Source organism: Aminobacterium sp. MB27-C1 (genome assembly GCF_030908405.1).
Classification (GTDB): domain Bacteria; phylum Synergistota; class Synergistia; order Synergistales; family Aminobacteriaceae; genus Aminobacterium.
This window is the reverse complement of the sequence record NZ_CP133089.1, coordinates 501,194-525,467: the sequence shown is the minus strand read 5'-3', so window position 1 is coordinate 525,467 and position 24,274 is coordinate 501,194. Positions and strand designations below refer to the sequence as shown.

General features: G+C 41.8%; 23 protein-coding genes. 2 read left to right on the top strand and 21 right to left on the bottom strand.

All coding sequences use genetic code 11. The features are described from left to right. Window position 1: 1 nt before the first annotated feature. Together RBH88_RS02510 and RBH88_RS02505 are read right to left on the bottom strand one after the other, a co-directional pair. Window positions 2-808 (bottom strand): undecaprenyl-diphosphate phosphatase, encoded by an 807-nt coding sequence (locus tag RBH88_RS02510; protein ID WP_307879836.1) that lies wholly within the window; start codon window positions 806-808, stop codon window positions 2-4. Further along, a complete protein-coding gene (locus RBH88_RS02505; RefSeq protein ID WP_213695399.1) occupies window positions 798-2,531 on the bottom strand; it encodes a ribonuclease J in 1,734 nt (577 codons plus the stop codon). Before RBH88_RS02505 ends, RBH88_RS02510 begins: the two co-directional genes overlap by 11 nt. Window positions 2,532-2,626: 95 nt before the next feature. On the opposite strand from RBH88_RS02505, the gene greA reads away from it, so the two are divergent. Further along, on the top strand, window positions 2,627-3,118 hold the full coding sequence (greA, locus tag RBH88_RS02500; RefSeq protein WP_307879835.1) for a transcription elongation factor GreA: 492 nt from the start codon (window positions 2,627-2,629) through the stop codon (window positions 3,116-3,118). A gap of 25 nt (window positions 3,119-3,143) precedes the next feature. Here the strand turns inward: greA and RBH88_RS02495 are convergent, their stop codons facing one another. The 11 genes from RBH88_RS02495 to RBH88_RS02445 form a co-directional block, all read right to left on the bottom strand. After that, a complete protein-coding gene (locus RBH88_RS02495) occupies window positions 3,144-4,097 on the bottom strand; it encodes a D-alanine--D-alanine ligase (protein ID WP_213695400.1) in 954 nt (317 codons plus the stop codon). A 48-nt stretch (window positions 4,098-4,145) separates the two neighbouring features. Continuing rightward, complete coding sequence (locus RBH88_RS02490) at window positions 4,146-5,825, bottom strand: hypothetical protein (protein WP_213695401.1); 1,680 nt, start codon at window positions 5,823-5,825, stop codon at window positions 4,146-4,148. Next, a complete protein-coding gene (locus tag RBH88_RS02485) occupies window positions 5,813-6,370 on the bottom strand; it encodes a hypothetical protein (protein ID WP_213695402.1) in 558 nt (185 codons plus the stop codon). The genes RBH88_RS02490 and RBH88_RS02485 overlap by 13 nt, the downstream gene beginning before the upstream one ends. Next, window positions 6,348-7,496: a hypothetical protein gene (locus RBH88_RS02480; RefSeq protein ID WP_307879834.1), complete on the bottom strand. Its 1,149-nt coding sequence runs from the start codon at window positions 7,494-7,496 to the stop codon at window positions 6,348-6,350. Before RBH88_RS02480 ends, RBH88_RS02485 begins: the two co-directional genes overlap by 23 nt. 23 nt (window positions 7,497-7,519) lie before the next feature. Next, on the bottom strand, window positions 7,520-7,954 hold the full coding sequence (locus tag RBH88_RS02475; protein ID WP_213691963.1) for a hypothetical protein: 435 nt from the start codon (window positions 7,952-7,954) through the stop codon (window positions 7,520-7,522). A 46-nt stretch (window positions 7,955-8,000) separates the two neighbouring features. After that, window positions 8,001-9,083 (bottom strand): hypothetical protein, encoded by a 1,083-nt coding sequence (locus RBH88_RS02470; RefSeq protein WP_307879833.1) that lies wholly within the window; start codon window positions 9,081-9,083, stop codon window positions 8,001-8,003. Between the two features lie 38 nt (window positions 9,084-9,121). Further along, window positions 9,122-10,723 carry a CTP synthase gene (locus RBH88_RS02465; RefSeq protein WP_213691965.1) on the bottom strand — a complete coding sequence of 534 codons (1,602 nt, stop codon included), beginning with the start codon at window positions 10,721-10,723 and terminating at the stop codon, window positions 9,122-9,124. Window positions 10,724-10,834: 111 nt separating this feature from the next. After that, on the bottom strand, window positions 10,835-12,253 hold the full coding sequence (locus tag RBH88_RS02460) for a LysM peptidoglycan-binding domain-containing protein (RefSeq protein ID WP_213699646.1): 1,419 nt from the start codon (window positions 12,251-12,253) through the stop codon (window positions 10,835-10,837). Between the two features lie 35 nt (window positions 12,254-12,288). After that, a complete protein-coding gene (gene rho / locus RBH88_RS02455) occupies window positions 12,289-13,671 on the bottom strand; it encodes a transcription termination factor Rho (protein WP_374047594.1) in 1,383 nt (460 codons plus the stop codon). Next, window positions 13,661-14,320, bottom strand: a complete 660-nt coding sequence (fsa, locus tag RBH88_RS02450) for a fructose-6-phosphate aldolase (RefSeq protein ID WP_213695406.1) — start codon at window positions 14,318-14,320, stop codon at window positions 13,661-13,663. The genes rho and fsa overlap by 11 nt, the downstream gene beginning before the upstream one ends. Before the next feature lie 31 nt (window positions 14,321-14,351). Next, on the bottom strand, window positions 14,352-14,807 hold the full coding sequence (locus RBH88_RS02445; RefSeq protein WP_213695407.1) for a hypothetical protein: 456 nt from the start codon (window positions 14,805-14,807) through the stop codon (window positions 14,352-14,354). A gap of 154 nt (window positions 14,808-14,961) precedes the next feature. Here RBH88_RS02445 and RBH88_RS02440 point away from each other — a divergent pair, with 154 nt between their 5' ends. Then, window positions 14,962-15,459: an ECF transporter S component gene (locus tag RBH88_RS02440; protein ID WP_307879832.1), complete on the top strand. Its 498-nt coding sequence runs from the start codon at window positions 14,962-14,964 to the stop codon at window positions 15,457-15,459. Here RBH88_RS02440 and RBH88_RS02435 read toward each other — a convergent pair. The 8 genes from RBH88_RS02435 to RBH88_RS02400 all read right to left on the bottom strand — a co-directional run bounded on the left by RBH88_RS02435 (window position 15,416) and on the right by RBH88_RS02400 (window position 24,254). Continuing rightward, window positions 15,416-16,294, bottom strand: coding sequence for a DUF4392 domain-containing protein (locus RBH88_RS02435; protein ID WP_213695408.1), 879 nt, complete (start codon window positions 16,292-16,294; stop codon window positions 15,416-15,418). The two genes, RBH88_RS02440 and RBH88_RS02435, sit on opposite strands and share 44 nt — an antisense overlap. 2 nt (window positions 16,295-16,296) lie before the next feature. Further along, window positions 16,297-17,256 (bottom strand): 6-phosphofructokinase, encoded by a 960-nt coding sequence (gene pfkA, locus RBH88_RS02430; RefSeq protein ID WP_307879831.1) that lies wholly within the window; start codon window positions 17,254-17,256, stop codon window positions 16,297-16,299. Window positions 17,257-17,335: 79 nt separating this feature from the next. Further along, window positions 17,336-18,082 carry a hypothetical protein gene (locus RBH88_RS02425; RefSeq protein ID WP_307879830.1) on the bottom strand — a complete coding sequence of 249 codons (747 nt, stop codon included), beginning with the start codon at window positions 18,080-18,082 and terminating at the stop codon, window positions 17,336-17,338. Window positions 18,083-18,210: 128 nt separating this feature from the next. After that, the gene (locus RBH88_RS02420) at window positions 18,211-19,686 is read right to left on the bottom strand and encodes an S-layer homology domain-containing protein (RefSeq protein WP_307879829.1); all 1,476 of its coding nucleotides are present in this window, start codon (window positions 19,684-19,686) and stop codon (window positions 18,211-18,213) included. A gap of 294 nt (window positions 19,687-19,980) precedes the next feature. After that, window positions 19,981-21,192 carry an O-antigen ligase gene (locus RBH88_RS02415; protein ID WP_307879828.1) on the bottom strand — a complete coding sequence of 404 codons (1,212 nt, stop codon included), beginning with the start codon at window positions 21,190-21,192 and terminating at the stop codon, window positions 19,981-19,983. A gap of 17 nt (window positions 21,193-21,209) precedes the next feature. Further along, window positions 21,210-22,175 (bottom strand): glycosyltransferase family 9 protein, encoded by a 966-nt coding sequence (locus RBH88_RS02410; RefSeq protein WP_307879827.1) that lies wholly within the window; start codon window positions 22,173-22,175, stop codon window positions 21,210-21,212. Further along, complete coding sequence (locus tag RBH88_RS02405; protein WP_213695456.1) at window positions 22,172-23,185, bottom strand: glycosyltransferase family 9 protein; 1,014 nt, start codon at window positions 23,183-23,185, stop codon at window positions 22,172-22,174. The genes RBH88_RS02410 and RBH88_RS02405 overlap by 4 nt, the downstream gene beginning before the upstream one ends. Continuing rightward, entirely contained in the window at window positions 23,175-24,254 is a 1,080-nt protein-coding gene (locus tag RBH88_RS02400) for a glycosyltransferase family 4 protein (RefSeq protein WP_307879826.1), read from the bottom strand. Before RBH88_RS02400 ends, RBH88_RS02405 begins: the two co-directional genes overlap by 11 nt. Window positions 24,255-24,274: the final 20 nt, after the last annotated feature.

The following is a 24,274-nucleotide window of genomic DNA, read 5'->3' as shown; positions in this document are numbered from 1 at the left end:
TCTACCTCCAAAAATGAAATATTATACTCACGCTAGCAGGAATTAGACAGTATAGTGCAAATATCCGCCAGCGTCCCAATGTCACCATCCTCCGCAACCAAACAAGGGCCATATAACCAGTTATAAAGGCCGCAACTACTCCACCATACCAAAAATCAGGCAACGTATTTGCAGGGGAAAATCCACTCTCCGATACATCAAGTAGCTGTAAAATAGTCGCTCCTAAAATTGCTGGTAAAGAGAGAAGAAAAGAAAAACGAAAAGCTTCTTCAGGAGACAATCCTCGTTTTAGTCCAGTAACAATAGTTGATCCGGAACGGGAAATCCCGGGAATGACGGCAAATCCTTGCGCAATTCCTATAATAAGACCAGAACGTAGTGATAATTCCGATGAAGAACGTGGCAACCTCGAAGCATAAAAGAGGAGAAAAGAAGTCATAAGCAAAGACACTCCAATAAGAAGAGGTTCGCCCATCCATCGCTCCACAACAGGCTTTAGTGGGAAGCCGATGAAAGCAGTAGCTATCGTTCCCACGATTACAGCCCAACCGAACCGCCACCCTTGAGTCTGTCGACCAGCATCAGAGAGAAAACCGCTTATCCATTCACATGCGAGAGAAAATATATCCCTCCAAAAGAAACACAATGTAGCTATCATCGTACTAAAGTGAAGTAACAGATCAAATGTAAGGTTGTTATCTGTTATTCCCCAAATATTTTGCAATAGAGCAAGATGACCGGAACTACTTACAGGAAGAAATTCAGTCAATCCCTGCACAATGCCTAAAACAAGCGGTTCAATGCTCATTATGAAGTGTCTCCTCTACTATGGTTATGATTGGAAGAATCATCGGTCGAGAATGTTCGTAACGACGACGAATAGTTTCGCGGACCCGGCTTTTCACTCGTAATGCGATTGTATCTTGATCTATAACTTTATTCTTTTTAGCAAAATGCTCAAAAACTTTCTTAACAGATGAAAGTAAATCTTTATGCAAACTAGATGCATCTTCCATGTGAAGGAATCCCCTGCTCTCAATGCAAGGCTCAGATAGAAGATTATAATTCACATCTGCAACAACGGAAACGACAATCAGACCATCTTCTGCTAATTCCCGACGCTCTTTCATAATGCTACCTTCCAATTCCCCCATAGCCACACCGTCGACCATGATTCGACCAACTGTCACATGATCACGGACTTGAGCTTTGTGCTCAGAGACAGTAAGTACATCTCCGTTCTGCATAACAAAGGTATGCTTTGACGGAATTCCCATTTCCTCTGCAAGTTGAGCATGACGAACGAGATGACGATATTCTCCATGAATAGGAATAAAATACTTCGGCTTTACAAGATTGATCATTAACCTCAATTCATCGCGTGCAGCGTGCCCAGAGACGTGAATTTCTTTGTCTCCTTCATAAATAACTTCGCATCCACAGGCGAAAAGACGATTTATGGTGCTACTTACAAGTTTTTCATTGCCTGGAATAGGTGTGGCAAATATGGCAACTACATCTTTTGCCCCCAACTGTATCTGTTTATGTTCTCCCTTACTCATCAAGACAAGGCCAGAAAAAGGCTCACCCTGACTTCCAGTAGTCATAACAACAACTTGATTAGGAGCATACTGATAGACATCAGATGCGGGAATTATCAGCTTATCATCAATGGATAGATAACCTAGCTCCCTTGCCAAATCGACGTAATTGATCATACTTCGGCCTATAAAAGCTATTTTTCTATTAAATCTACTCGCTACATCGGCTACCTGCTGAACTCGATGAAGGTTGCTTGCAAATGCAGCTATAATAATGCGCTTATTTCGATGTAATCGAAAAACCTTATCGAGAGTTCCTCCTATTAAAAATTCTGAAGATGTAAAACCTTTTTTTTCGGCATTCGTCGAATCTGAAAGCATAAGAAGAACACCTTTTTCACCTGCATCGGCAAACGCAGCATAGTCGGTAAGACGTCCGTCTATTGGAGTGGGATCTAATTTAAAATCTCCTGTATGCACAATAGTCCCTAGGGGAGTTTGTATTACCAGTCCGACGCCATCGGGAATAGAGTGACAAACTGAAACAAATTGCACGGTAAAGGCGCCAAGAGTAACTTGGGCTCCAGTCTCTACCTCTACAAATTTTTCTGCATATCCCGAAGCTGTTTCTCTTAATTTATGCCTAACCATACCGAGAGTCAGCCGCGTTCCATAAACAGGAACGTCAAGACGAGGTAAAATAAAGGGCAGTGCGCCAATGTGATCTTCATGTCCATGAGTAATAATAATACCTTTTATATTTTCGCGATGTTCTTCTAGGTACGATGTATCAGGGATGACGAAGTCTATGCCAAGCATTTCCTCATCTGGAAACATCAATCCTGCATCGACAACGATAATGTCATCTTTATATTGAAATACGTACATATTTTTCCCAATTTCGCCGAGTCCCCCAAGGGCAAAAACCTTAAGATTGTTACTTTTTCTTTGCCGTCTAGGGCGACGTCGAGTTTTTTTATTGTCTGGCATTCATGCACCTCCTAAAATAACATTGCCAGAATAGCACTTTTTTGATAACATACTACGTTACCGTAGATTTTTCCCTCTGAAGGAGGTTGAACTTTTTGAGTCGAAGTGATTTTGATTCTGCACCTGTAATGACACGAAGCGGTTACGATAAGCTTACTGCCGAGCTCATTGATTTGAGAAGTAACGGACGGGCCGAAATATCGCGCCAACTTGAAGAAGCCAGATCCTTTGGTGACTTAAGTGAAAACGCAGAATACTCTGCCGCAAAAGATGAACAATCTAAGTTGGAAGCCCGAATCTCATGGTTGGAATATCAGCTAAGTAAAGCTAAAGTCATAGATGCTTCCGACGTAGACACCAGCCGCGTTACCCTCGGTACAACAGTTACGATAGAAGATACTACCCATCAGAAAGTTTTTACGTACACACTTGTCGGATCAGAAGAAGCAGACCCCAAAACAAACCGCATTTCATCTTCAAGTCCAGTAGGAAAAGCCCTTTTTGGCAAAACAGTCGGAGAAGAAATTCTAGTCAAGGTTCCTAGAGGAATCAGAAGCTTACGTATTGTAAGTATTGCAGTAATGTAATGTGCTTCATCGATGCGTCTGCCGTTTAACGGCAGACGCCTTTTTTATCAAAGGATAAGCTGACGATTTTCGACAAAAACGTAGAAAAATCGTAACCTGCAGCTGCTGCAGCCTTAGGGACCAAACTTGTTCCCGTCATTCCCGGTGCCGTATTGACTTCAAGAACCCAAGGTGTACCGTCTTCTTCAACTCTGAAGTCTATTCGCGCGTATCCATCACAACTCAGGGTTTCAAAGGTTCTGCAAGCCATTGTGGCAATTGTCGTATTGACTGTCGGCATAAAAGGAGCAGGTACAATATATCTCGTCATCCCCGGAGTGTACTTCGAGTCATAATCATAAAAGCCTTTTTCCGGGCAAATCATCACAGATGGTAACGCTTCAAGAGAGCCGTTATTATTCCATACTGTCACAGCAACATCTACACCCTCTATGTATTTTTCAAGAATACATCTCGTATCATATTTCCACGCTTCGCAAAGAGCTTGAGAAAGACTCTGCCCTTCTGAAACAATTGTGACTCCTAAAGTACTACCACCATTGCAAGGTTTGACTACAATGGTACCGTGTTTTTGCACAAAGGAGTTAGCTTTTTCCAGCGAATAATCGGAATCTTTTAAAACAAGCACACCTTCAGGAGTTGATATCCCAAAAAGATTCAAAAGTCCTTTACTTGCAGCCTTATCCATTGATAAGCAACAAGCCAACGGTCCCGAACCTGTATAAGGAAGTTTCATGGTTTCTAAGACTGATTGAACGCGCCCGTCTTCACCCCAACTGCCGTGAAGGGCTATAAAAACACTGTCAAACTTCGAACTTTTCAAATCCATTAATTGCTCTATGCTTTTCACATCAAAAGGTTCGACCTTATAGGCAGCATCCCGCAAAGCCTGAATCACAGCTTGACCACTTTTAAGAGAAACCTGACGTTCCGGTCCGTCTCCTCCATATAAAACAGCAATATTCAAAGCTTTTTTCACAGCTATATCCTCATTTCGTTGAAAGATGTAATGTAGTATATCCACTGCCTAAAAAGGGAATGGGCTCGATAATTTTTTATCTCCAAAGGCCAAAGGTTTGTCGGGGAACGCATTAATAACAAGCTTCATACTTATCCAATCGTCGTTCTCGCGACTTAAATCATCTCGGTAGACAAGCTGCCATTTCAAGCAATCGCTTGTATCGTAAGACAAAATATATGCCCGTTCAAACCAGTCTGAAGTGCGTATATTGTAGGCACCGCGAACAGCCAGAGACACATCTTTCCCCACGGGGAAAGCAAACTGCTGGTAGAGTTCTTCCAAATTGCCATATCTATCCCATAGCATGGGCGAATGCCCCGAAACCCAACGTCGGCGATACGCAGTTCTTGCATCAAGAGGTCCCACTTTATATCCCGCGCCTGCCGATAGCCACAAAATTTTCTGTTCATCATCTCCGCCATCATATCGATAATGCCAATAACTGGAACTCCAGAATGGACGAATAGGCGCAGGATCGGCAACACCAGATACCATCAGCCCCAAACCCAAACGATCTGTCGTATAGGTAGTTTTAGCTCGTCGTTCTTCATATTTCCCAGCAGTACCGGCAATACGCCATTTCGTGTTCATCCAAGACATAAGAGGCCAATAGGGACTATAAAAATGGAATTCAGGTTCTCGGTATAAAAGATTCTTATAAATCTCTCCGCCGCCCTTTTCTATGTTCAAACTTTCTCTCTGAGACCACCATAACTTGGCTGTCCATCCATTCCAGCTTCCTTTTACTCCCCATAAAGGACGATATGCCTGCTGATCTGTCGTTTCCTCCCAAGAATACTCCACATTAGCAAAGAGAGAAACTCCAGATAGCCCTAAATTCTGCAAACTCTGAGAGAGAGCAAGAGTCCATTCCATATTTTTTTTAGTCCAAGCTGTAAGACCTATTCGAGCTTCTCCATCATCCCAAACTATAGGCCCACTATACCCAAATCCCACACCTTTATCAGAATCATGAACAATAGCTGGCATCAATTCTGAGTCAAGGAAAGATTTCTTTTTATTTAAACGAACAACGTAATCAAAAGGATATGTAAAAAGGTATGACCCACCTATATATACTTTGGGTTTTTTTGCGACAATACTTTTCCCTGGGATAATGGTTAATTTATTCGTGACCACTCTGTAATGAGGATTCTCCTGAGGACACGTCGTTAAAGAAGTTTCGCTCCATTTCCCTATGGTAACCTTCTCTTTAAAACGTGCTGCGGTCTTCTTGCTGATCCAGCCTTTTTTAGCAGCACTCTCTGCAGGAGCAAAATCAAGTTTTTTCCCCTTTATATAAAGCTGCCCTATTCCTGCTGGTGCTTGTCCGCTTGCGCCATCAAGAACGCCTTCTTCCGTAGGAAGGTGATATAAAAGTCGTTCCCCATAAAGCTTGTTTCCGCCAGAAAGAATAGTAACGTTTTTTTCAGGCAATGCCGTAGCGTACGCTTCCTGAGATTCTACATCAAAGTGAATATAATCGGCATAAATCCGAATGGTACCGTATCGAAGGTTTGCGCTTCCTTCTGCTGTAGCAATAGTCCCCTTTTCATTGTATGTAACAAGATCTGCTTCCAGAAAGACCTCAGAAGGCTGAGAAGCCCAACTAGGTGTATGGCTAGATACTATTATGGTTAACATGCATACCAGAGCGGTGAAACAGTTACGGCCTATTCTTTCCACGTCAGACTAGCCCCTTTCTCGACATAAAATGTACCATCTTCAGTAACACGGGCATATGACCCTGTTAAAGTACCACGGGTATGTTCCGCCCATATCCCCTTAGGAAAAATCCACTCTGCACTTGTACTCTTCCATAAGACCTCTGGAGCATTCCACGTCACAGTAAAATCTTTCCCTGTCGTAGTACCACTTGGTTTATACAATATGCCATCAGATGTTTTTTCATCAAAATTTCCAGAAGGAGCCGTTACGTTCCATTTGTTACCATCAGCCGTGTTTCCCTGCATCGTCAAAGATTCTGCAGAAATATTACCTGATTTCCGAACAGTTCTTTCGGCATGAATATGCCATACCCCCCCAGATATCTCTTTCTCCATAGAAAGGCTTTCCACAACTACAGTCGGCCCCTCTTTAACGACTTTTTTTATAGAATTAGGATCAAGATGAAGATCCTTCCAAGCAGACCATAGATAGAAGGCAATACTGCCACATATAATCAAAATGAATACTAAAAATCTCTTTTTACCACTGAACTCGCCAACCATCTTTTTCTCCTACCATTGAAATTGTCATTTTTCGTAAAGTCCGAACAAAAAGCAACTTTTGAACAGAAGTTATACGTGCCTGTTCTCCATTCCATTCGACACTGTACCCACCACTAAGAGGCACGCGCATATTTTTACTCTCTACGTCTTTTTTAAAAGATCCAATATTCCACATTTTTTTTGCATCAGTTGATAATAAATCATACATCTCTTCAACATTGCCCTTTTGCCAATGTGCCAAAAATTCTTCAAGTACCTTCTCTTTATCCGCACCTAATTCACTGCTCTTCTCTAATGCAGATTCCTTCAAACTCTTAGTATCGACACTTGAAGTATCAATTTTCTCCTCTTCTTCTTTTGTTAATGGTTCATATCCTGAAAGATCTATTTTTACCGGAGGAACAACAGGGACAAAAGGCTCCTCAATTTTTTCAATTTCAGCCTTTACAACCTTTTCAGTTTTTTGCTCTTCTTTTTCTTTCTTTTCTTCTTTTGATCCTTCCTTTAGAGGTGGAAGTTCAATAACAACCCGCTCTTTCTTCTTACTCTGTTCTGCAACAGCAACAGTTTCAGTATTTCTATCATTCTCTTTCGCAGCTGCAAATTCAAATATAGACTCGTCAGAAATGCCCATTCCTTTCATTGCTATTGAAAAAACCGGTACGTTTTGACGAGGGAAAAAAACAAGTCCCTGCACAACCCCGTTTATCGGTTCATCAAATTTTAGTTCATAGGAAAGGGGCTGAATTCGCGTTCCATCTGGCAAAAGCATGGAAATTGCTTCTGAGAAGGGATGAAGCAAAAGAGGTTTAACGCCAAAAGAATAGACAGTTACAAGAAAAGATTCCGTTTCTTCAATACGAAGCTGATCAACGAAAGCTTTCTTATAGGCTTCCTTTTCTTGGGAAGACATAGCAGCCCGGGTCGATTCCGCATCGACCCAGGGCTCTATTAATTCTTCAGGATAATGTACCAACCAGACGAGGCAATCTCGCCCCCAATGAAAGGAAGTCCATTTTTCTAAAATATCTGTCGCTCGCGCCAACGCTTCCATGCCCCACAATGGCGAGGCAACAAAAGTCCCTAAGATGAGGATCAGAATAAGCACAACATGTCTCTGTTTCATAGGGCTGTCGCGAGCCTCCTTTATTACAGTTTAAAGTCAATTATGGCAGAAACTCCCACACCTTGAACTCGCCTAAACTGTTTTATTGGATTTTCCGAGTCAACTGGTATCAAAATCTTGACACGCAGACGATCTCTGAACGTAACTTCAAGCTGCGCTACTGCCTTTGTTTTTTCTATAGCTTCACCACGTGGCCCTGCAACCTGAGCAGCACCTATACGCGTTCCGGAACCTAAAGAAACAATAGGAACAACTTTCGTATGCCCCTCAACCTTGGCACCTTTATTAAAGGTAATTTTGTTAATAAAATCATTAAGAGGGCCCGCTATCTGAGAGACCAAAAAACCGCCGCCTACAACACCAATAAGGTCTCCAAGATTTACTGCATAGGCTACGCCTGACAAAGATAAAACTAAAACGAGAACTACAGCTGCTATTTTTTTCTTAACGAATTTCATAAAATTCTTCACTCCTTCACTACTCAAAAACACTCTTACACACGGGTTAATCTATAGGAGTTAATGTGTTATTTGTTTCGTTACTTGTAGCTTCTGTCGTGTTAGGCTCATCGACAGGAGCTACACCACCAGATTCAGGTTCGCCAGATATTTCATTTGAACGAACCATCCCCTGCAATCCTGCCGGCACTGGATACGCTGAGATACGAACAGCCTGTGCTGTTTCTATGAAAAGTTCAGTTCCTGCCGGTATCTCTTTCGCATCTCCCCTCACCAAAAAGCCACCAGCCAGACCTACCGGGCCGAAAAGGATAGCCCCAATAAAGCTTGTACCAGCAGCTGCAATTTGAGAAGACTCAGCCTTTGAAGCTTTTTTAGCTTGTTCTCCTATAGTTACCGGAATAACTTCAGGCCCCAAAGGCAACAATTGGTCAACTCCTACATTAACTTCTGCGGGACGACCAAAACTACGCGGTTTCGTCACACTATCGATATGAGCCACAACTCGACAACCAGCGGGTGCCAAAAGAGTATTTCCTGAAACTAAATCTTCCGAAAGTTCAAGATCCACACTATCACCCTTTTTAGCGGTTGAAGGGGAAAGAGTATTTTTAAATTTCACCTTAAAGACCTGCCCTGCCGGAATCTCCGAATCTTGCCACTGGACCGCATCTGAAAGAATTAGTCCTAATATACGTTCTAATCTCATGGCTATAGGTTTGTCAGGTTTTGCTGTCCCCTCAAGGACCGTTTCCAGCGCATCAACACGTCGGTTAACAGGGTTATACGCATCTACCCGTTGATTAATCGCCCATTCAGCAACTCCTAATTTAAAAAGCATGGAAGGTTGCCCAGATGTTCCCTTTTCCAAAAAGTCTAGAATAGCCGTCTGTCGTTCAGCAATACTTCCAGGAAGTTCCCGGCCAAAAAGATCTTTCTCAATATTACTCAGCCGCTCTATTAAACCACCAGTCTTAATTCTACCGTATAGTATATCCTCTACATGGTTCAATGTTTGAAAAGTCGACGTTCCTTCGTCACTCTGAGCAAACAAAGCAGTATTTGAAACACCTAAACACAGGGCTGTTAAAATCATTACTGTCACGAACAATTTCAGCATTTTCTTCATTCTATGGGTCCCTCCTTTAACTATCAGTAGCCGTTTTTCTACTCTTCAGAAAGATCCACCGCCGCACGTATAAACCCTACAAAGAGAGGATGGGGTTTAACAGGTCGCGAACGGAACTCAGGGTGGAACTGAACCCCTACAAACCACGGATGCTCTGGAATTTCTACAATTTCAACAAGATTTTTCTCTTTATAAATACCTGCAATTTTAAGGCCCGCATTTTCCATAGTTTCGCGATATGCGTTATTAAATTCGTAACGATGACGATGCCGTTCATTAACAACTTGATCACCATAAGCAGCGGAAGAATGCGTTCCTTCCATGAGAGTGCACGGATAAGCGCCAAGGCGCATTGTTCCGCCTAAATCGTCAATATCGCGTTGCTCATCCATAAGATGTATCACCGGATGTTCTGCTGCTTCATCTATTTCAGCACTATTAGCGCCCTTAAGATCACATACGTGCCGAGCAAAATCAATAACTGCAACCTGCATACCGAGACAAAGGCCTAAATAAGGAATCCTTTTTTCACGGGCATAACGCGCTGCCTCTATTTTACCCTCTATACCCCTTGCTCCAAATCCACCAGGTACAAGAACACCATGAACTCCTGATAAAACTTTTTCTGCACCGTGCTCCTCAATCTCTTCCGCTTCAACAGATCGAATTCTCACTCGAACGTCATTTTGAACACCTGCATGGTTTAGCGCTTCAACAACGCTAAGATATGCATCTTTGTGATTAATATACTTACCAACCATGGCGACTTCAACTTCACCATCAGGATGACAGAAACTTTTTACTACATGTTCCCAATCGTCCAGTTCAGGCTCTAACGGGCTTGTGACGGAAAGCAGTTTCATAACCAACCTATCAAATTTTTGCGCATGAAGACTTAATGGCACTTTATAGATCGTTGGTTCATCAAGAGCCTCAATAACTGCCTCTTCAGGTACATTGCAGAAGAGCGCGATCTTTTCTTTCATCTCGTCACATATAGGATAATGTGAACGGCATACAATTATATCGGGAAGAATACCGATTCGCCTCAACTCCTGAACGCTATGCTGGGTTGGCTTTGTTTTGAGTTCCCGCGCAGCTTCCAAGTATGGGACAAGAGTGACATGACAGTAAAGCACATTTTCACGCCCTACTCGAGTCGCCATCTGGCGAATAGCTTCAAGGAAGGGCTGCCCCTCTATATCCCCAACTGTTCCACCTATCTCTGCGATAACAATATCATTATCATCTGCAGCTCTGAGGATGCACTCCTGAATCTCATTGGTAATATGGGGGATAACTTGCACAGTCCCGCCAAGGTAACAACCATGTCGTTCTTTAGATATGACTGCAGAGTAAATTTTTCCTGTCGTTACATTGTTGTTCGCTGAAAGAGATTCATCAATGAAACGCTCGTAATGTCCAAGATCAAGATCCGTTTCCGCTCCATCGTCTGTTACAAAAACCTCTCCATGTTGAAAAGGATTCATTGTGCCAGCATCGACATTCAAGTATGGGTCAAGTTTAATAATAGAGACTCTAAATCCCCGTTTCTTCAACAACACACCTAAGGATGCGGCAGTGATACCCTTTCCAAGAGAAGAAACCACGCCGCCTGTTACAAAAATAAACTTTGTCATGGATTAATCCTCCACCTAGGAAATAAAATATCAAAAAAGATGGACCAGGGCCGCTACAAATCCCTGGTCCAGTTTAACCAATCGAAGTTCCCTTGTCATGGGGCCCGAAGCCTATCGAAGCACCTTTAAGGGATTAATAGGACTGTTATTTTTACGCACTTCAAAATGAAGATGAGGTCCAGTTGCACGACCGGTAGCACCAACATAAGCAATAACTTGTCCCTGATTAACTCGCTGTCCTTTTCTTACAGCCAACTTGGAACAGTGAGCATATAAAGTAGAATAACTTCCTCCATGGCTTAAAACAACAACTCGCCCGTATCCACCCATCCAACCAGAATACACGACTCTGCCATCTTTTGCAGCGCGAATACGATAACCACGAGAAGCCTTTATATCAATACCCGTATGGAAACTTTTACGTCGAGTAATTGGATGACGACGCCAGCCAAAAGGACTGTTAATACGCCCTACAACAGGCCACCTAAAAGACCTCGAATACGAAGAACTTCCAGATGAAGAGCCCCTACCAGAAGCATTCAATACTGAAACCTCTGGGCGAGCTTCAGGAAGGAATAGTTCTTCTCCTACTTTTAAAACACTTAGATCTACTCGAGATTCATTTATTTCTTTGGTCTTTTCCATGGAGATTTGGAATTTTTTAACGATAGTAGCCAATGTATCTCCCTTTTTTACCGTGTAGAAAATTCCATCTTGGTTAGGAATTCGCAACTCTTTTCCCGGTTTCAAAACATTGGGGTCTCTTAAATCATTACTTCCAAAAAGTGTGTCTATTTCAAGGTTAAATGTGTTAGAAATAGACCACAAACTATCGCCGTTAACAACAGTATATTTTTTTATTTCAAGAGGCTTTACTCTATTTCTTTTTTCTGCTAGCTTTGCCTTTCGTGCTTTTACTTCCTCCAAAACCACCTCTACTTTATCCACAGAATGAGGAATGAGGAGTTTTTGGTTTTCCATTAAACGATTAGGGTTTTTTAATTCGTTAGCACGAGCAATATCCTCTGCAGTTACGTTATAACGAGAGGCAATGTCAATAAGTGTTTCCCCTGTTTTTACAGTATATTCTTCCCACTCCGTCTTCACTTCGGAAAGAACGACATCACCGCCACTACTTTCTGCATTTTCAGCAGCTTTCGCAGATACATAATCTACATTGGGATCAACGTCATCAGTAGCATCGGAACTCTCTCCTTCTGCCATAAGGACAGAATCCTCTGCGCTAGAAAGAGCTTCTCCCTCAGGAAGGGGACCTATTCCTAAAGTTTCGCTATTTACATCCGTTTCATTTGCAACTGCTCCAGACATATCAATAACAACAAAACCAGCTGGAACTCGCCCTTCTTCTGAATCATCACTACCTTGAAGATTTCCCCAGGCCACTCCTGCGGAACGATTACTTGCACAAACAGTAAGAAAGATAGCCGTACTGAACATAAGAAGCATTACTATCATAAAGCCCATACGGCCTGATTTAGAATGGGTACCTTGGGCTGGAGAATCCTTCATACTCGTCCCTCCTTAAACACTCCCACTACTCTATACTACGCCATCTTAATGGTCAACAGGAAATCTTTATTCGTTGGCGATTTCTTCAATTTATCTATAATTAAAGATAGAGCTCCAGCTTCATCAACATTAACCATTCTTCGTCGTAATAACCAGATACGGCTCAAGTCTTCCTCAGGCATAAGCAATTCTTCTCTTCGTGTTCCAGACTTTGTAATATCCACAGCTGGGAATATACGCTGTTCGGAAAGTTTTCTTGAAAGATGAAGTTCCATATTTCCTGTTCCTTTAAACTCTTCATATATTACGTCATCCATACGACTGCCTGTATCAACTAAGGCCGTACCAATAATAGTGAGACTTCCGCCTTCTTCTATATTACGCGCGGCTCCGAAAAATCGCTTAGGGAAATAAAGTGCTGCTGGATCCATACCGCCTGACAAGGTACGACCAGATGGCGGAACAACAAGGTTGGAAGCACGTGCGAGTCTAGTAATGGAATCGAGAAGCAATACGACATCTTTCCCCGTTTCAACGAGTCTCTTCGCCTTTTCTAAAGTAAGATTTGCTACTCGTAAATGTTCTTCGGCAGGACGATCAAATGTAGACGCTATTATTTCACCATCTACTGAACGAGCCATATCTGTAACCTCTTCTGGGCGTTCGTCTATCAGCAAAACCATAAGTATTATGTCAGGGTGATTAACTGTTACGGCATTCGCAATTTTCTTTAATACCGTTGTTTTGCCTGCTTTCGGGGGAGAAACTAAAAGAGCACGTTGCCCTTTTCCCACAGGGGCAAAAAGATCTATCAATCGAGTTGATATTTCTTTGGGGTCTGTTTCTAACGTTAATCTTGAATCGGGGAATATTGGTGTCAATGCGCCAAAATGAGGACGTCTGCGTGCTGCTTCAGGGTCTGCAAAATTTACCATTTCCACCCGTAAGAGGGCCTCATAATGCTCCTGTTCCTTGGGAGGTCTTACCATTCCCCAAACAACATCTCCATTACGCAAACCGAAACGACGAATCTGAGAAGCTGAAACATAGATGTCATGATCGCTTGGCAAGAGTCCTTTAGGCCTTAAAAAACCATACCCTTCATTCAATATTTCAAGGGTTCCTCCACCAAAACGGTAATTAAGTTGCTCAGCTTGCGTAGTAAGAATAGCAATGATGAGGTCATCTTTACGGAGAGAGGAAAATCCGGTTACACCAATATCTTTTGCAATTTTTCTAAGTTCTGTTATGAGCTGAGATGAGAGTTTCGCGTAATTATATCGTGGTCTAGGTACAGATTTCACCTCAGCCACCTCAACCTCTGCCTCTTCTTCGGTCTCATTGACCTCGGGTACTTCATTTTCTGTATTAATGGGTTTATCTATCATGTTATTTTCCGAATTCTGATTATCTGTCATGGCTTTTACGATACCCCTCCCAATCTGAAATAAATTGCTGCAGGCCTTTTTCAGTCAAGGGATGATAAAACATCTGTTTCATCACTTTAAAAGGCACCGTTGCAATATGTGCACCAGCCATCGCTACCTCAGAAACATGGGCAGGATGACGGACGCTGGCCGCTATTATCTTTGTTTCTATACAATGAATATGGAATAAATCAGCTATATCTTGCACAAGACCGCTACCATCTTCGCCAATATCATCAAGACGGCCCACAAAAGGACTCACGTAACTCGCTCCGGCGGCAGCAGCTAAAAGCGCTTGTTGAGGAGAGAAGACAAGAGTTACATTTGTAGGAATATTATCATGGGAAAGAACTCTTACCGCCCCCATCCCCTCTTGTGTCATAGGGATTTTTACTACTATATTCGGGGAAATAGAGGCGAGCTGACGACCTTCATTAATCATTCCATCTGTATCAATCGCAATAACCTCGGCACTCACTGGACCATTTATAATACCTGTAATGGTTTTAATTAACTCTTGAAACTCTACGTTCCCCTCTCTCGCTATAAGAGAAGGATTTGTTGTCACTCCTGAAATAACTCCCCACGCTGCAGCCTGTCTTAACTCATCAAGGTTGGCTGTATCAAGGAAAAACTGCACATACATCCCTTCTTTACTTTTTAAATTAGAGCTATTCACCTTTTATTGAATTGGAAATTTCGAAATTCAGGTTGGAATACACGGTTCCTTCATAACAAACTTGCACATCATACATGCCTATGGGTAACGGAGAACCATCTTCCCGTAAAAGGCAAAACACTTTCGATCCCTTACCTGGAGAAAGCAGAAGAACTTCAGAATAGATCAAATGATCTCCATAATACCACTTAATTCGAATATCGCTTCTTTTGCTATCAAGGCTATAGTCAAAACATAAACACAACTGGCGAACCCCCGCCATAAACTGAGTCCCTGTATGAAGAGGTCGCAGTTTTTCGTCTACTTCGTCGCAAAGCACTATGTTTTCAAGCTGGAAGGAAGAATCTGTTGCCCGTCGATTGTGTTTTACTGCCCAACAGGAAAAACCAAGAAGAAGCACAATACATGAAACCACTAAAAGGAGGAATACTCTCCCGTTCCTAGACATTATACCCATCGCCCCTCGAATATGACAAGCTTTTAAAATAAAAAAGATTTATTCAGGTCCAGAAATGCTGCAATCATTGTCAAACTGGCTCTAAAACCAGACTTAGAATCATAGTACTATATCTATACATTCCCACTAGGACGGAGCTGATCGTATGATGAAAAAAAACACTCAGGCATTTCGCGTCGCTCTCGGAGCTGTTATGGCCTCAATAGTTACAGTTGCTACTCTTATAAGTATTCCCATGCCTGGATTTCGCCTCTATTTTAACATGGGAGAAGGAGTGATCTACACTATTGCTCTTATTTTCGGGCCACGATATGGTGCCTTATGCGGAGGTATCGGAGCATCTCTCGCTGATCTCATTCTAGGTTACCCTTTATGGGCCCCCTTCACTCTCATAATTAAAGGCACTGAAGGTTTTATAACTGGTAAATTACGCGAAAAAAACAAAATACTAGCCATAACAGTAGGAGCTATTGTTATGATTATCGGCTATACGAGTATGGCTACATTACTCTATGGAGTTCAGGCAGCACCGGTAGAATTTGCAACTGACATTACACAAACAGGAATAGGGGCACTTCTTGCATTACTTCTTGCTCCTCTTATTGAAAAACGCCTGAAGCCCTTTCTTCTTTCAAATTCATAGACTTTCTCCACCAGTTATACAATGACTCAACAATCCGAATATGCACATCAAGAGGGAAGCTATCTATGGAAAGCTCCCTCTTTTTTGTTACACCGTCAACAGCCCCCGCCTCATAAAGTGCGGCTAGAAGCTTTTCTTCTTCTTCGGAAGTTTGACCTAGCCATTGAGATTCATAAAGAGAAAGTAATGCTGCCAAGGCGTATCCTCCCCAACTCGACACATCAACTGGCAATGTTACATCTGCTGAAACAATTGATAGGGAATCTTTAAATTCAGGCAACAATCGTGAAAGTTCAGGGAAGAAAACCCCCATTCCGGCCTCGTTACCCCCATCTCCCACTGCAAGTACTGATACTTTATTTTTTAAAGCATGCGTAACAGCATCATCTAAAGGTGCAGTCCACTGTGAAATATCCTTGCCCCGCATATTATGATAACAACCTGAAGAATTTTTACCTAATCGTTCAATATACACGAAAGCATCAAAGAAATCTGATGTCAATATTTCTTCAGATGTCGACACTGCTACTATGTCTGGCCCATTGATAGCCTGACTCGCAGCCTTCACCACAGGGTAACATAACGGATCAGTAAAAAGGGTGACATTACGTTTAGAACGTGCAAGAGCGCGTCCTAAAACGACAGCCCCTGAAGGACCATCTGTCTCAGGGGCGTCAGCTGAGGGGACATAGAAGCCCGTAACAATAGCAAGGGAAGAAGAAGCCACTAAAAGATCAAGAGCCCGACTCCAAAGTTCTGGCGCACAAAGGAGAGAGACTCGTCTTGCTGCCCTGTCTGAGGCAACAAGAGAACAAAGTTCTTTAATTTCGATCATCGTTATATACTCAACTTTTCAACAAGTTCCAATTTCTCTGGACTCAGTATTTTTCTAGTTTGCCATGAAGCGGATAGGGGCGACAGAGTCATTTGATGAGCCACCGTACCTATCATCATTCCTTTATGCCCTTCAAGTAAAGATTCAACTGCAAAGGAGCCCATACGAGAAGCAAGAATCGCATCAAAGGAAGTTGGACTCCCCCCCCGCTGAATATATCCCAAAACAGTTATTCGCGCGTCATACCCAGCCGTATCCTGAAGTTTATTTTTAAGATCCGCCGCAGACATAGCCCCTTCTGCAACAATAATAAGTGAATGTGTTTTACCGCGAGACCGCGTATCGTGAAGTTTATCGCAAAGGCGACCGAGACTAAATGAAAGTTCCGGTACAACTACATATTCGGCACCGCTAGCAACAGCAACTTCAAGAGCGATAAAGCCCGCTTCACGCCCCATGACTTCCACAATAAAGAGCCGATCGTGACTACTCGCTGTATCACGGAGCTTCTTCACAGCTTCAAGGGCCGTATTGACAGCTGTATCGAAACCTATTGTTTCATCCGTTCCTGCAACATCATTATCAATGGTTCCCGGTACACCTATTACGGGAAAACCTTTCAAATGAAGATTTTGTGCGCCGCGAAAAGATCCATCGCCTCCGATAACAACAAGACCGTCAATTCCCGAATTCTTAAGTTGGTAGAGCGCCCTATTGAGACCATCCTCCGTTTTGAAACGTTCACTACGAGCCGTTTTAAGAATAGTTCCACCTCTATGGATAATTCCTCCCACAGAAGACCTGTTCAGAGGAGCAAATTCGCCATCAATGAGCCCCTCAAAACCTCGCATTACACCAATAGCCTCAAGACGATGATAAATGGCTGTTCGCACCACTGCCCGAATAGCCGCGTTCATTCCAGGAGCGTCTCCTCCGCTGGTAAGCACTGCAACCCTTTTCACGTCTTCTCTTCCTCCTCTAAAAAATACGCAAAAAATAAAAAAAGGACGGCAAAGCCGTCCTTGTATTGTCACATAAAAACTACTGTCGTTGCAACTCTTCCACTCGCTTTTGTACCTGTTGCAACTCACTTTCTACTTCAGCTAATTTTCCCTCAAGCTCTTTCTTCTGATCATTCAGCTTCTCAAGTCGCTTAATAAGCCGATCAAGCTCTAATCGAGCAGCTGCCTTACCTGTGTAGAGTTTTTCAGGATTATCATCAACTACATCCCAAATATAATCTATAGTTTTCCCCATAGTTATAGGACTGACATTTCCATTAATAGCAAGGCGTATCGACTTAACACCCTGGAGTACAGGCTTTCCCTTTTCATCATATCTCGGGAAATAAATAAATCCATCGCGCTTACCCTGAAGCTTGAAGTTGAATCTTTTATCATAATCAACTGGCTGTAATTTTTTCTTGCCCACCCACAATGTTATATGGTCACTAAAAGGAGCCATATGCATAGAAGGACCTCTATTATCAATACCTATAAAGATGGGGATATACTCCGTCAAATTTAAAGTTTTTAACAACTGATATTTATATTGCTCTGCTTCATCTGCTGTCCATAAATTTTTTTCGGCTTCACTCTGGACCAAAGCCTCTACATATTCTGAAGCATAATACGTAGCGGTTATCCACAACTCATTTCCCAAATCATTCTCGTAATGATTTGTTTTAGACCAACGACTCAAAATTTTATCACTAGCAAAACCTGACGAAACCACCCCTAATGTTAAAATTAAAAGGACAGTGCATATATACTGTTTTTTTAACTTCAAAAAAAGCCCCTCCTCAGTTTCACTCAAATTGGCAATCATTATACACTGAAAAAGGAGACGAAAAAAGGGCTCCCCTTTAAGGGGAGCCCTTTTACAGACATTTAATTAGTACCGTAATTTGTTTAAAACTAGAATGTTACGCGAGTACGAAGTCTGACTACGTTATCGTCGAGACCATTAACTGTCATGCTATTTTCAATCTTATCATAAGCAAGCTCAAAGGAAAGAGCTGGTGTGTAGTAATACTTCACGCCAAATGTCCAGTTAGTGGTGTCATCAACAAGAACACCTGTTCCACGAGCGCTTCCGCTCAAATAACGCTGGAATGTGCTCCACTTATCGTTCCATTTCTGATTCAAACGTACAAACAGAACATTGTCATAATTTCCGAGAGCTTTGCCTGTAACTGTTCCGTAGTCATCCCAAGGACCATCTGTCCAAGCTTTGAAATTCTCGTCGAAATCCATGTACTCAATCCAAACAGATGTAAATCCAAGAGCTTCCTGATCAACATCAAGGATAGCCTGCCATGCACCTGGTTTATCTTCTCCAGTTACATTACCAAGATCCTCTTTGTAGTAAGCACCTTTAAAGGCCCACTCAGGATTGAAATGTACGCCCATAGCTGCCCACCATACGGACTCATCTTCGCTTACTTCATAGTCACGTTTGATGTAGTTTCCAGACATCCAGAAATTCTCGTTGAAGTTGAATTTCACACGGCCTGCATACTCATAATACTCATCAGCAGCAAGCTGAATACCTGCAACGTTGTCCATCTCGTCTATGATATTACCATCATCATCAAACTGCACCAAAGTATCAAAGCCTGTTACTGTTGTATTTGTGTCTTTACGAGCAGCATAGAGAGCGAACTCACCCATGCTGAAAGGTTTGGCGAAGTAGAAACCCTGGAGGGAACGATCGGTGAAACGAGCATCGTTATCAGTATAGAGTCCATCGTCGCCTTCCCAATCGAAGAGCCAAAGACCTGCCCACATATTTACATCCCAAGGCATTTTTACATCAATGTAGTAACGCTGCCATGCAACGTTTGTACCTTCACCTTTACCCAAACGAGCGATGAAAGTCACTTTATCGTCAACTTTCTTGCTCATCCAGATACGATAACGGTTAAGATCAAAATCTACATCTTCGTTATCAGTGTAAAGTCCACCTTTTTCATCGGCAAACTTTGCATCGAAACGGAACTCGCCCCATAATTTCCAGCCGCCAAGGTTCTCTTCAAGAACAGCTACTCTGCTGTCAAGTTTGTCAACCTTTACGCCAAGAGCGTCAAGTTCGTCTTTAAACTCAACAACGAGTTTCTTAAGCATCTCAACATCCTGTTTGCTGGCTTTGTTCATATCAACAACAGCCAGTGCACGGGCTACGAGAGAAGCCATTTCATAACGGGTCATGGGCTGGTTTCCTTTGTAGGAACCATCAGGATAACCGGAAACTACGCCACGAGCGGCAAGCTGACCTACTGCATCATAGGCCCAGTGATTCATAGGTACATCCATGAAAGGATTAGCGGCAAATGCCGGTGCGGCAAATGCAACCAATGCTACTACTGCTACAAGTGCAAGCATTTTTTTCATATTAGTGCAACCCCCTTGGTTGTCTTTTTGTATTTTTGCGGGATTACACACTTTCGAGAAAGACATTGATAGAAGTTTCCTCGTTTCCTTCTTTTGTCTTTTATCTAAAATGTGTTTTCTCCGCCTTCAACATCCGCTCCCTCTTTATGGCCGGGGGTCGTCGGCACCTCCTTTCCTGCCTTCTGAGATACTCACGGATGAACGAAGCACTGTGATGAACCAAGTCAAATTGTCAAAGGACTCAGTAATTTCGCTGACTATGCTATCGTGAAATTCATTTTATGGGAATAGGGCTTAAGCCCTAAATATACGATCCCTGCGTTGCAAGCCAAAGCCAAGCACAGACCAAAATAAAACAGCTGCCTTATATCTGAAAGAAAAGACATCACCTGCAATACTGTATATAAGGATTAATATTATGGTAACCCAACAGACAAGAAAAAGCCAACGCCACTTATCGCCAGACTGTCTAAACCTATAAAACATATTTTTTAAGGCCGTTAGAAATAAAAACAGTACTCCTAAAAGTGTTGGAATTCCACCATATATGGCAAGATTGAAGTACATATTATGTGCATCAGCAATTTTTATTCGATTTTGGGGAACACATTTTCTTCGTATCGCATCAAATTCTTCATGAAATTTTCCCCACCCCCAACCAGAAAGGGGTTTTTCTTTTATCATATAGTAGGAAACTTTCCAAATATCCGACCTTTTTGTTGTTAACATACTCATATCATTAAAACTTGTTATTTGCTTAATTTCCCGAAGAAAACGATTTGAGACTTGATGAAAAGTTGAATTTCCTGAAATATAGCCAACGGAAGCAATAAGTATAAACATTAAGAAGAAAAGCCCCGTTACTTTCCTGACACGCCGATCAAAATAGAGGAGTAATAATAAGGCAATACTGCATGATCCCCATGCTGCGGTGGTAAAACTCATAACTAAGCTTAAAAACACTAAAAGGGCAACGAGAACATAACCAACTCGTTTTATTGGCATCATTTTTGCGAAATTATTACTTCCGGGATATAAAAGTGCAAAGGGGAAAATGATGCAAATATAAATTCCAAGAGAATTAATATTTGAGAAAAGACCTTCGCCTAACGGGGATTGGAGTATTTCATAAAAAGAATAAGCTAGAGTAAGAATAATCGTTGCGTACCAAATGCGTACCCAACGTGTTATGTTTTTTTCTTTTTTCAAAACATAAGCAGCGAGCCAACAAGCGAAAAGAAACTCCACAAGCATAGAGAATCCTCGCCCCCATGCGTTAAGGTCATGTTTCGCAATCCACGTTCCAACCCCTCCCCATAACAATAATCCTATACATACATAAGATACTGTTTTTTCAAACACAGGAGGAATCGGCTCTTTTCGCACAATTTTTATTGCAAAGCCAACCAATGCAACTAACCAGCCAAAATATCGCGGAACAGGCCCCCATGGAGACCAAAATAAAGACCATAAAAAGCCATACTCAATCATGCGATCTGCAACCATGACAACGCTCCTTTGTTTTAAGCTCTTTTGTGAATAATCTCGCGCGCAACATCAAAAATCTCTAGGGGGTTTAATGTTTTCATACAAGGAGATGTGCAATCCCAATTCTGGCATCCCAGATGAGGACAATTAACTGTAATAAAGACTATATCTTTATATCCCGCATCCCAAGGATCAGTGGGACCGAAGAGACCTATAGTAGAAGTTCCTATAGCTTCTGCTAAATGCAAAGGACCAGTATCTCCACCTAAAGCGACAGCAGCAACAGAGCACGCAGCGCCCATTTCTAAAAATGATAATTTTCCTATTAAATTTTTAACACGTTTGTTTGTTGTGGATGAACATATTGTCTGTCCCCAGTCTTCTTCTAATTCTCCATGGCCTATAAGAAAGGGAATAACATTTAAGTCAGTAAGTAGATTCAAAAATTCAATCCAGTTCGCCACTGGCCAGCATTTTTCAGGTTTACTTGCCCCAATAATACACAAGATTAAGGGGAGATCAGGAGAACTCAAAAGCAATTTAACCCGTTTTTTTGCTTCTTCTGGCACAAAGATTCTTGGTTTTTCAAGAACGTTTGTATCTATCCCCAAAAAGGCAAGGGCATCTTGAACAAAAAAATTATGAACATATGGGAACCAGGCGTGCCAACCTATCCTTTGAGAAGCTCTTGAGAAAAGGGTCATGACCAAAGCTCTGTCAGAACGCTGTAAATCCAAAACAATATCGAACTTACATCTCCTTATCTCTAGTAACAACTTAGCAAAGCCAATATTTCCTTGGGAACGATCCCAAACAATAATTTCGTCTACGAAAGGTTGAGATGCTACTAGCTCCCTGTAGGGGGAACAAACAAGCCATGTAATATAGAGATGCGGATTTTTCCTTTTTAACTCTCTGACTGCACCAAATTTAGAGATAACATCACCAAAAGAGCTATAAGCTATAACAAGCATTCGCCCCGCTAAGTTTAATTCTCTCATTTTTCTGAATCCCGCTGGCTCTCTGACAAGACATCATCGCATGCGTTCATTACAGTATCAACAGGTAATCTAGAAAGGCAACTTCCTACGCCTTGCTTACATTTTTTCCCTTGGATACAAGGAGCACATGAAACAGGCGGAATAACAACTCGATGTATTGTCCCCCACGGACCATTTATCTGTGGTAGAGATGGCCCATAGATGCCAACCACAGGAACTGAAAGAGCAGCAGCCATATGGAGCGGTCCTGTATCATTTGAAACAACCAAATTAGCACATGAAAGCCACGCCCCCAAAGTGCTTAATGCCAGCTTTTTTGATAAATCTATCCCCTTTTCGCCAACAGCTTCAAGCACAGAAGCAGCTATTTTTTGTTCTTGATCGCTATAACCTATTACACCAATATAGGCATTGTAACGTTCGACAAGTTTTTCCCCCAGATTAGCATAATGTCCCCATGGCCATCTTTTAGCGGAATCGGCCCCTGGATTAAGAACAAAAAAAGGATTCCCTTTCAATTTTTCTTTCAAAAATGTCGTAACATTATTTTTTTGAAAAGAAGAGATATGGAGTCGCATATTACGATATAACAATGGAACACCCAAAGATGAAAAAAAATAAAGCCATTTCTCCACCTCATGAATTTTCTTGGGGAAGAAAAATTCGTTTACTGCAAACAGAGGAGAGTACAGAGCTCCGCTAACTAAAGGCATGAGCGTTGCTCTCAAATCGACAACAAGGTCAAATTTACCGCCTCTCATTTTTTGTACGGCCTTTAAACGACCATTGAAACCAGAAAAATCTTTTCTACGATCATACAATTCTACACTATTCCACATAGGATCTTCTTCAAACATTCCTATAATACGAGGTGGGGCCCATAAAGTGAAACTGGCATCAGGTAAAAAATGACGCAAGTTTCTAAGAGCCGCCGTAGCAAAGAGCATGTCCCCTATGCAGGAAAGTCCAATAACTAATACTCGTGAAACACGAGATGCCTCAATGCGCATATTTCTCTCCCATTAATAAAGACTGATAATAATCAATACACAACAAAGAAATTTGTTCCACATCAAAAGTAGCCGCTTTTTGAATAGCACGCTTTTCTACCTCTTTTTTTCGAACTTCAGAAGAAAGCAAAACTTGATTCAAGGTGTTGGCAAGATTTTCACAATCATCGGGAGGAACAAGCCAACCATCATAATCATGATTGATAATATCATTCGGTCCCCCGTTACTTGTAGCAACACATAACAACCCTGATGCCATAGCTTCTAACAAAGAGAGACCAAAGGGTTCCGGTAGTCGCGAGGGCAAAACATAAAGGTTGGAAGCCCACAAAAAGGGACGAATATCATTAACAAAACCTAAAAAAATAATACGAGGATGGTTATCGGCCAATAATTTTAATTTATCTTCTTCCTCACCACAACCAGCCAATAATAACCATACATTTCTACTATTTTCACTGCTAATTTTCTTAAAGGCTTCAATGAGAACATCAAACCCCTTCCAACCAACAAAACGCCCTGCAGCAATGATAATAGCGTCTTCTTTTCTTATTCCATAACGATCTCTAACTATTCCAAAGTCAAAAGTAGCTGGTTTTTCATAATACTTCACCTCTACTGCATTAGGAATAACATCAATGTGTTCTTTCTGCATCCCGCTTGCTATCGCTTGTTGTTTAATATAAGAAGAGACCGCAATAGTTTTATCTATATAACGAAAATACTTCTTTTTAGGCCTTGAATCTATTGTGGCAACAACAGGAATATTATATTTTTCCCCCCAATATCCTCCTATAACTGCTGCAGAAAAAAGTCGTGTATGAATAATATCTGGCTGTATCTTTTTTAGACATTCTTCAAAACCTTTGCAGAGAAAGGGAGCCCAAGAGATACGGGGTTTGTATGTAAAAACAATAATCCCTGCTTCAGTAAATAAGGATGACAATTGTCCTTCCAAAGGACAAGCAACAACATTATCTACATTTTTATTTTGTAGACTCTGGATTAATTGAATCCAAGGGCGGCTCCACGACAACGTCCCTTCATTTACGTAGTGCAACACCCTCATAAATATCCCTCCTGGAGAAA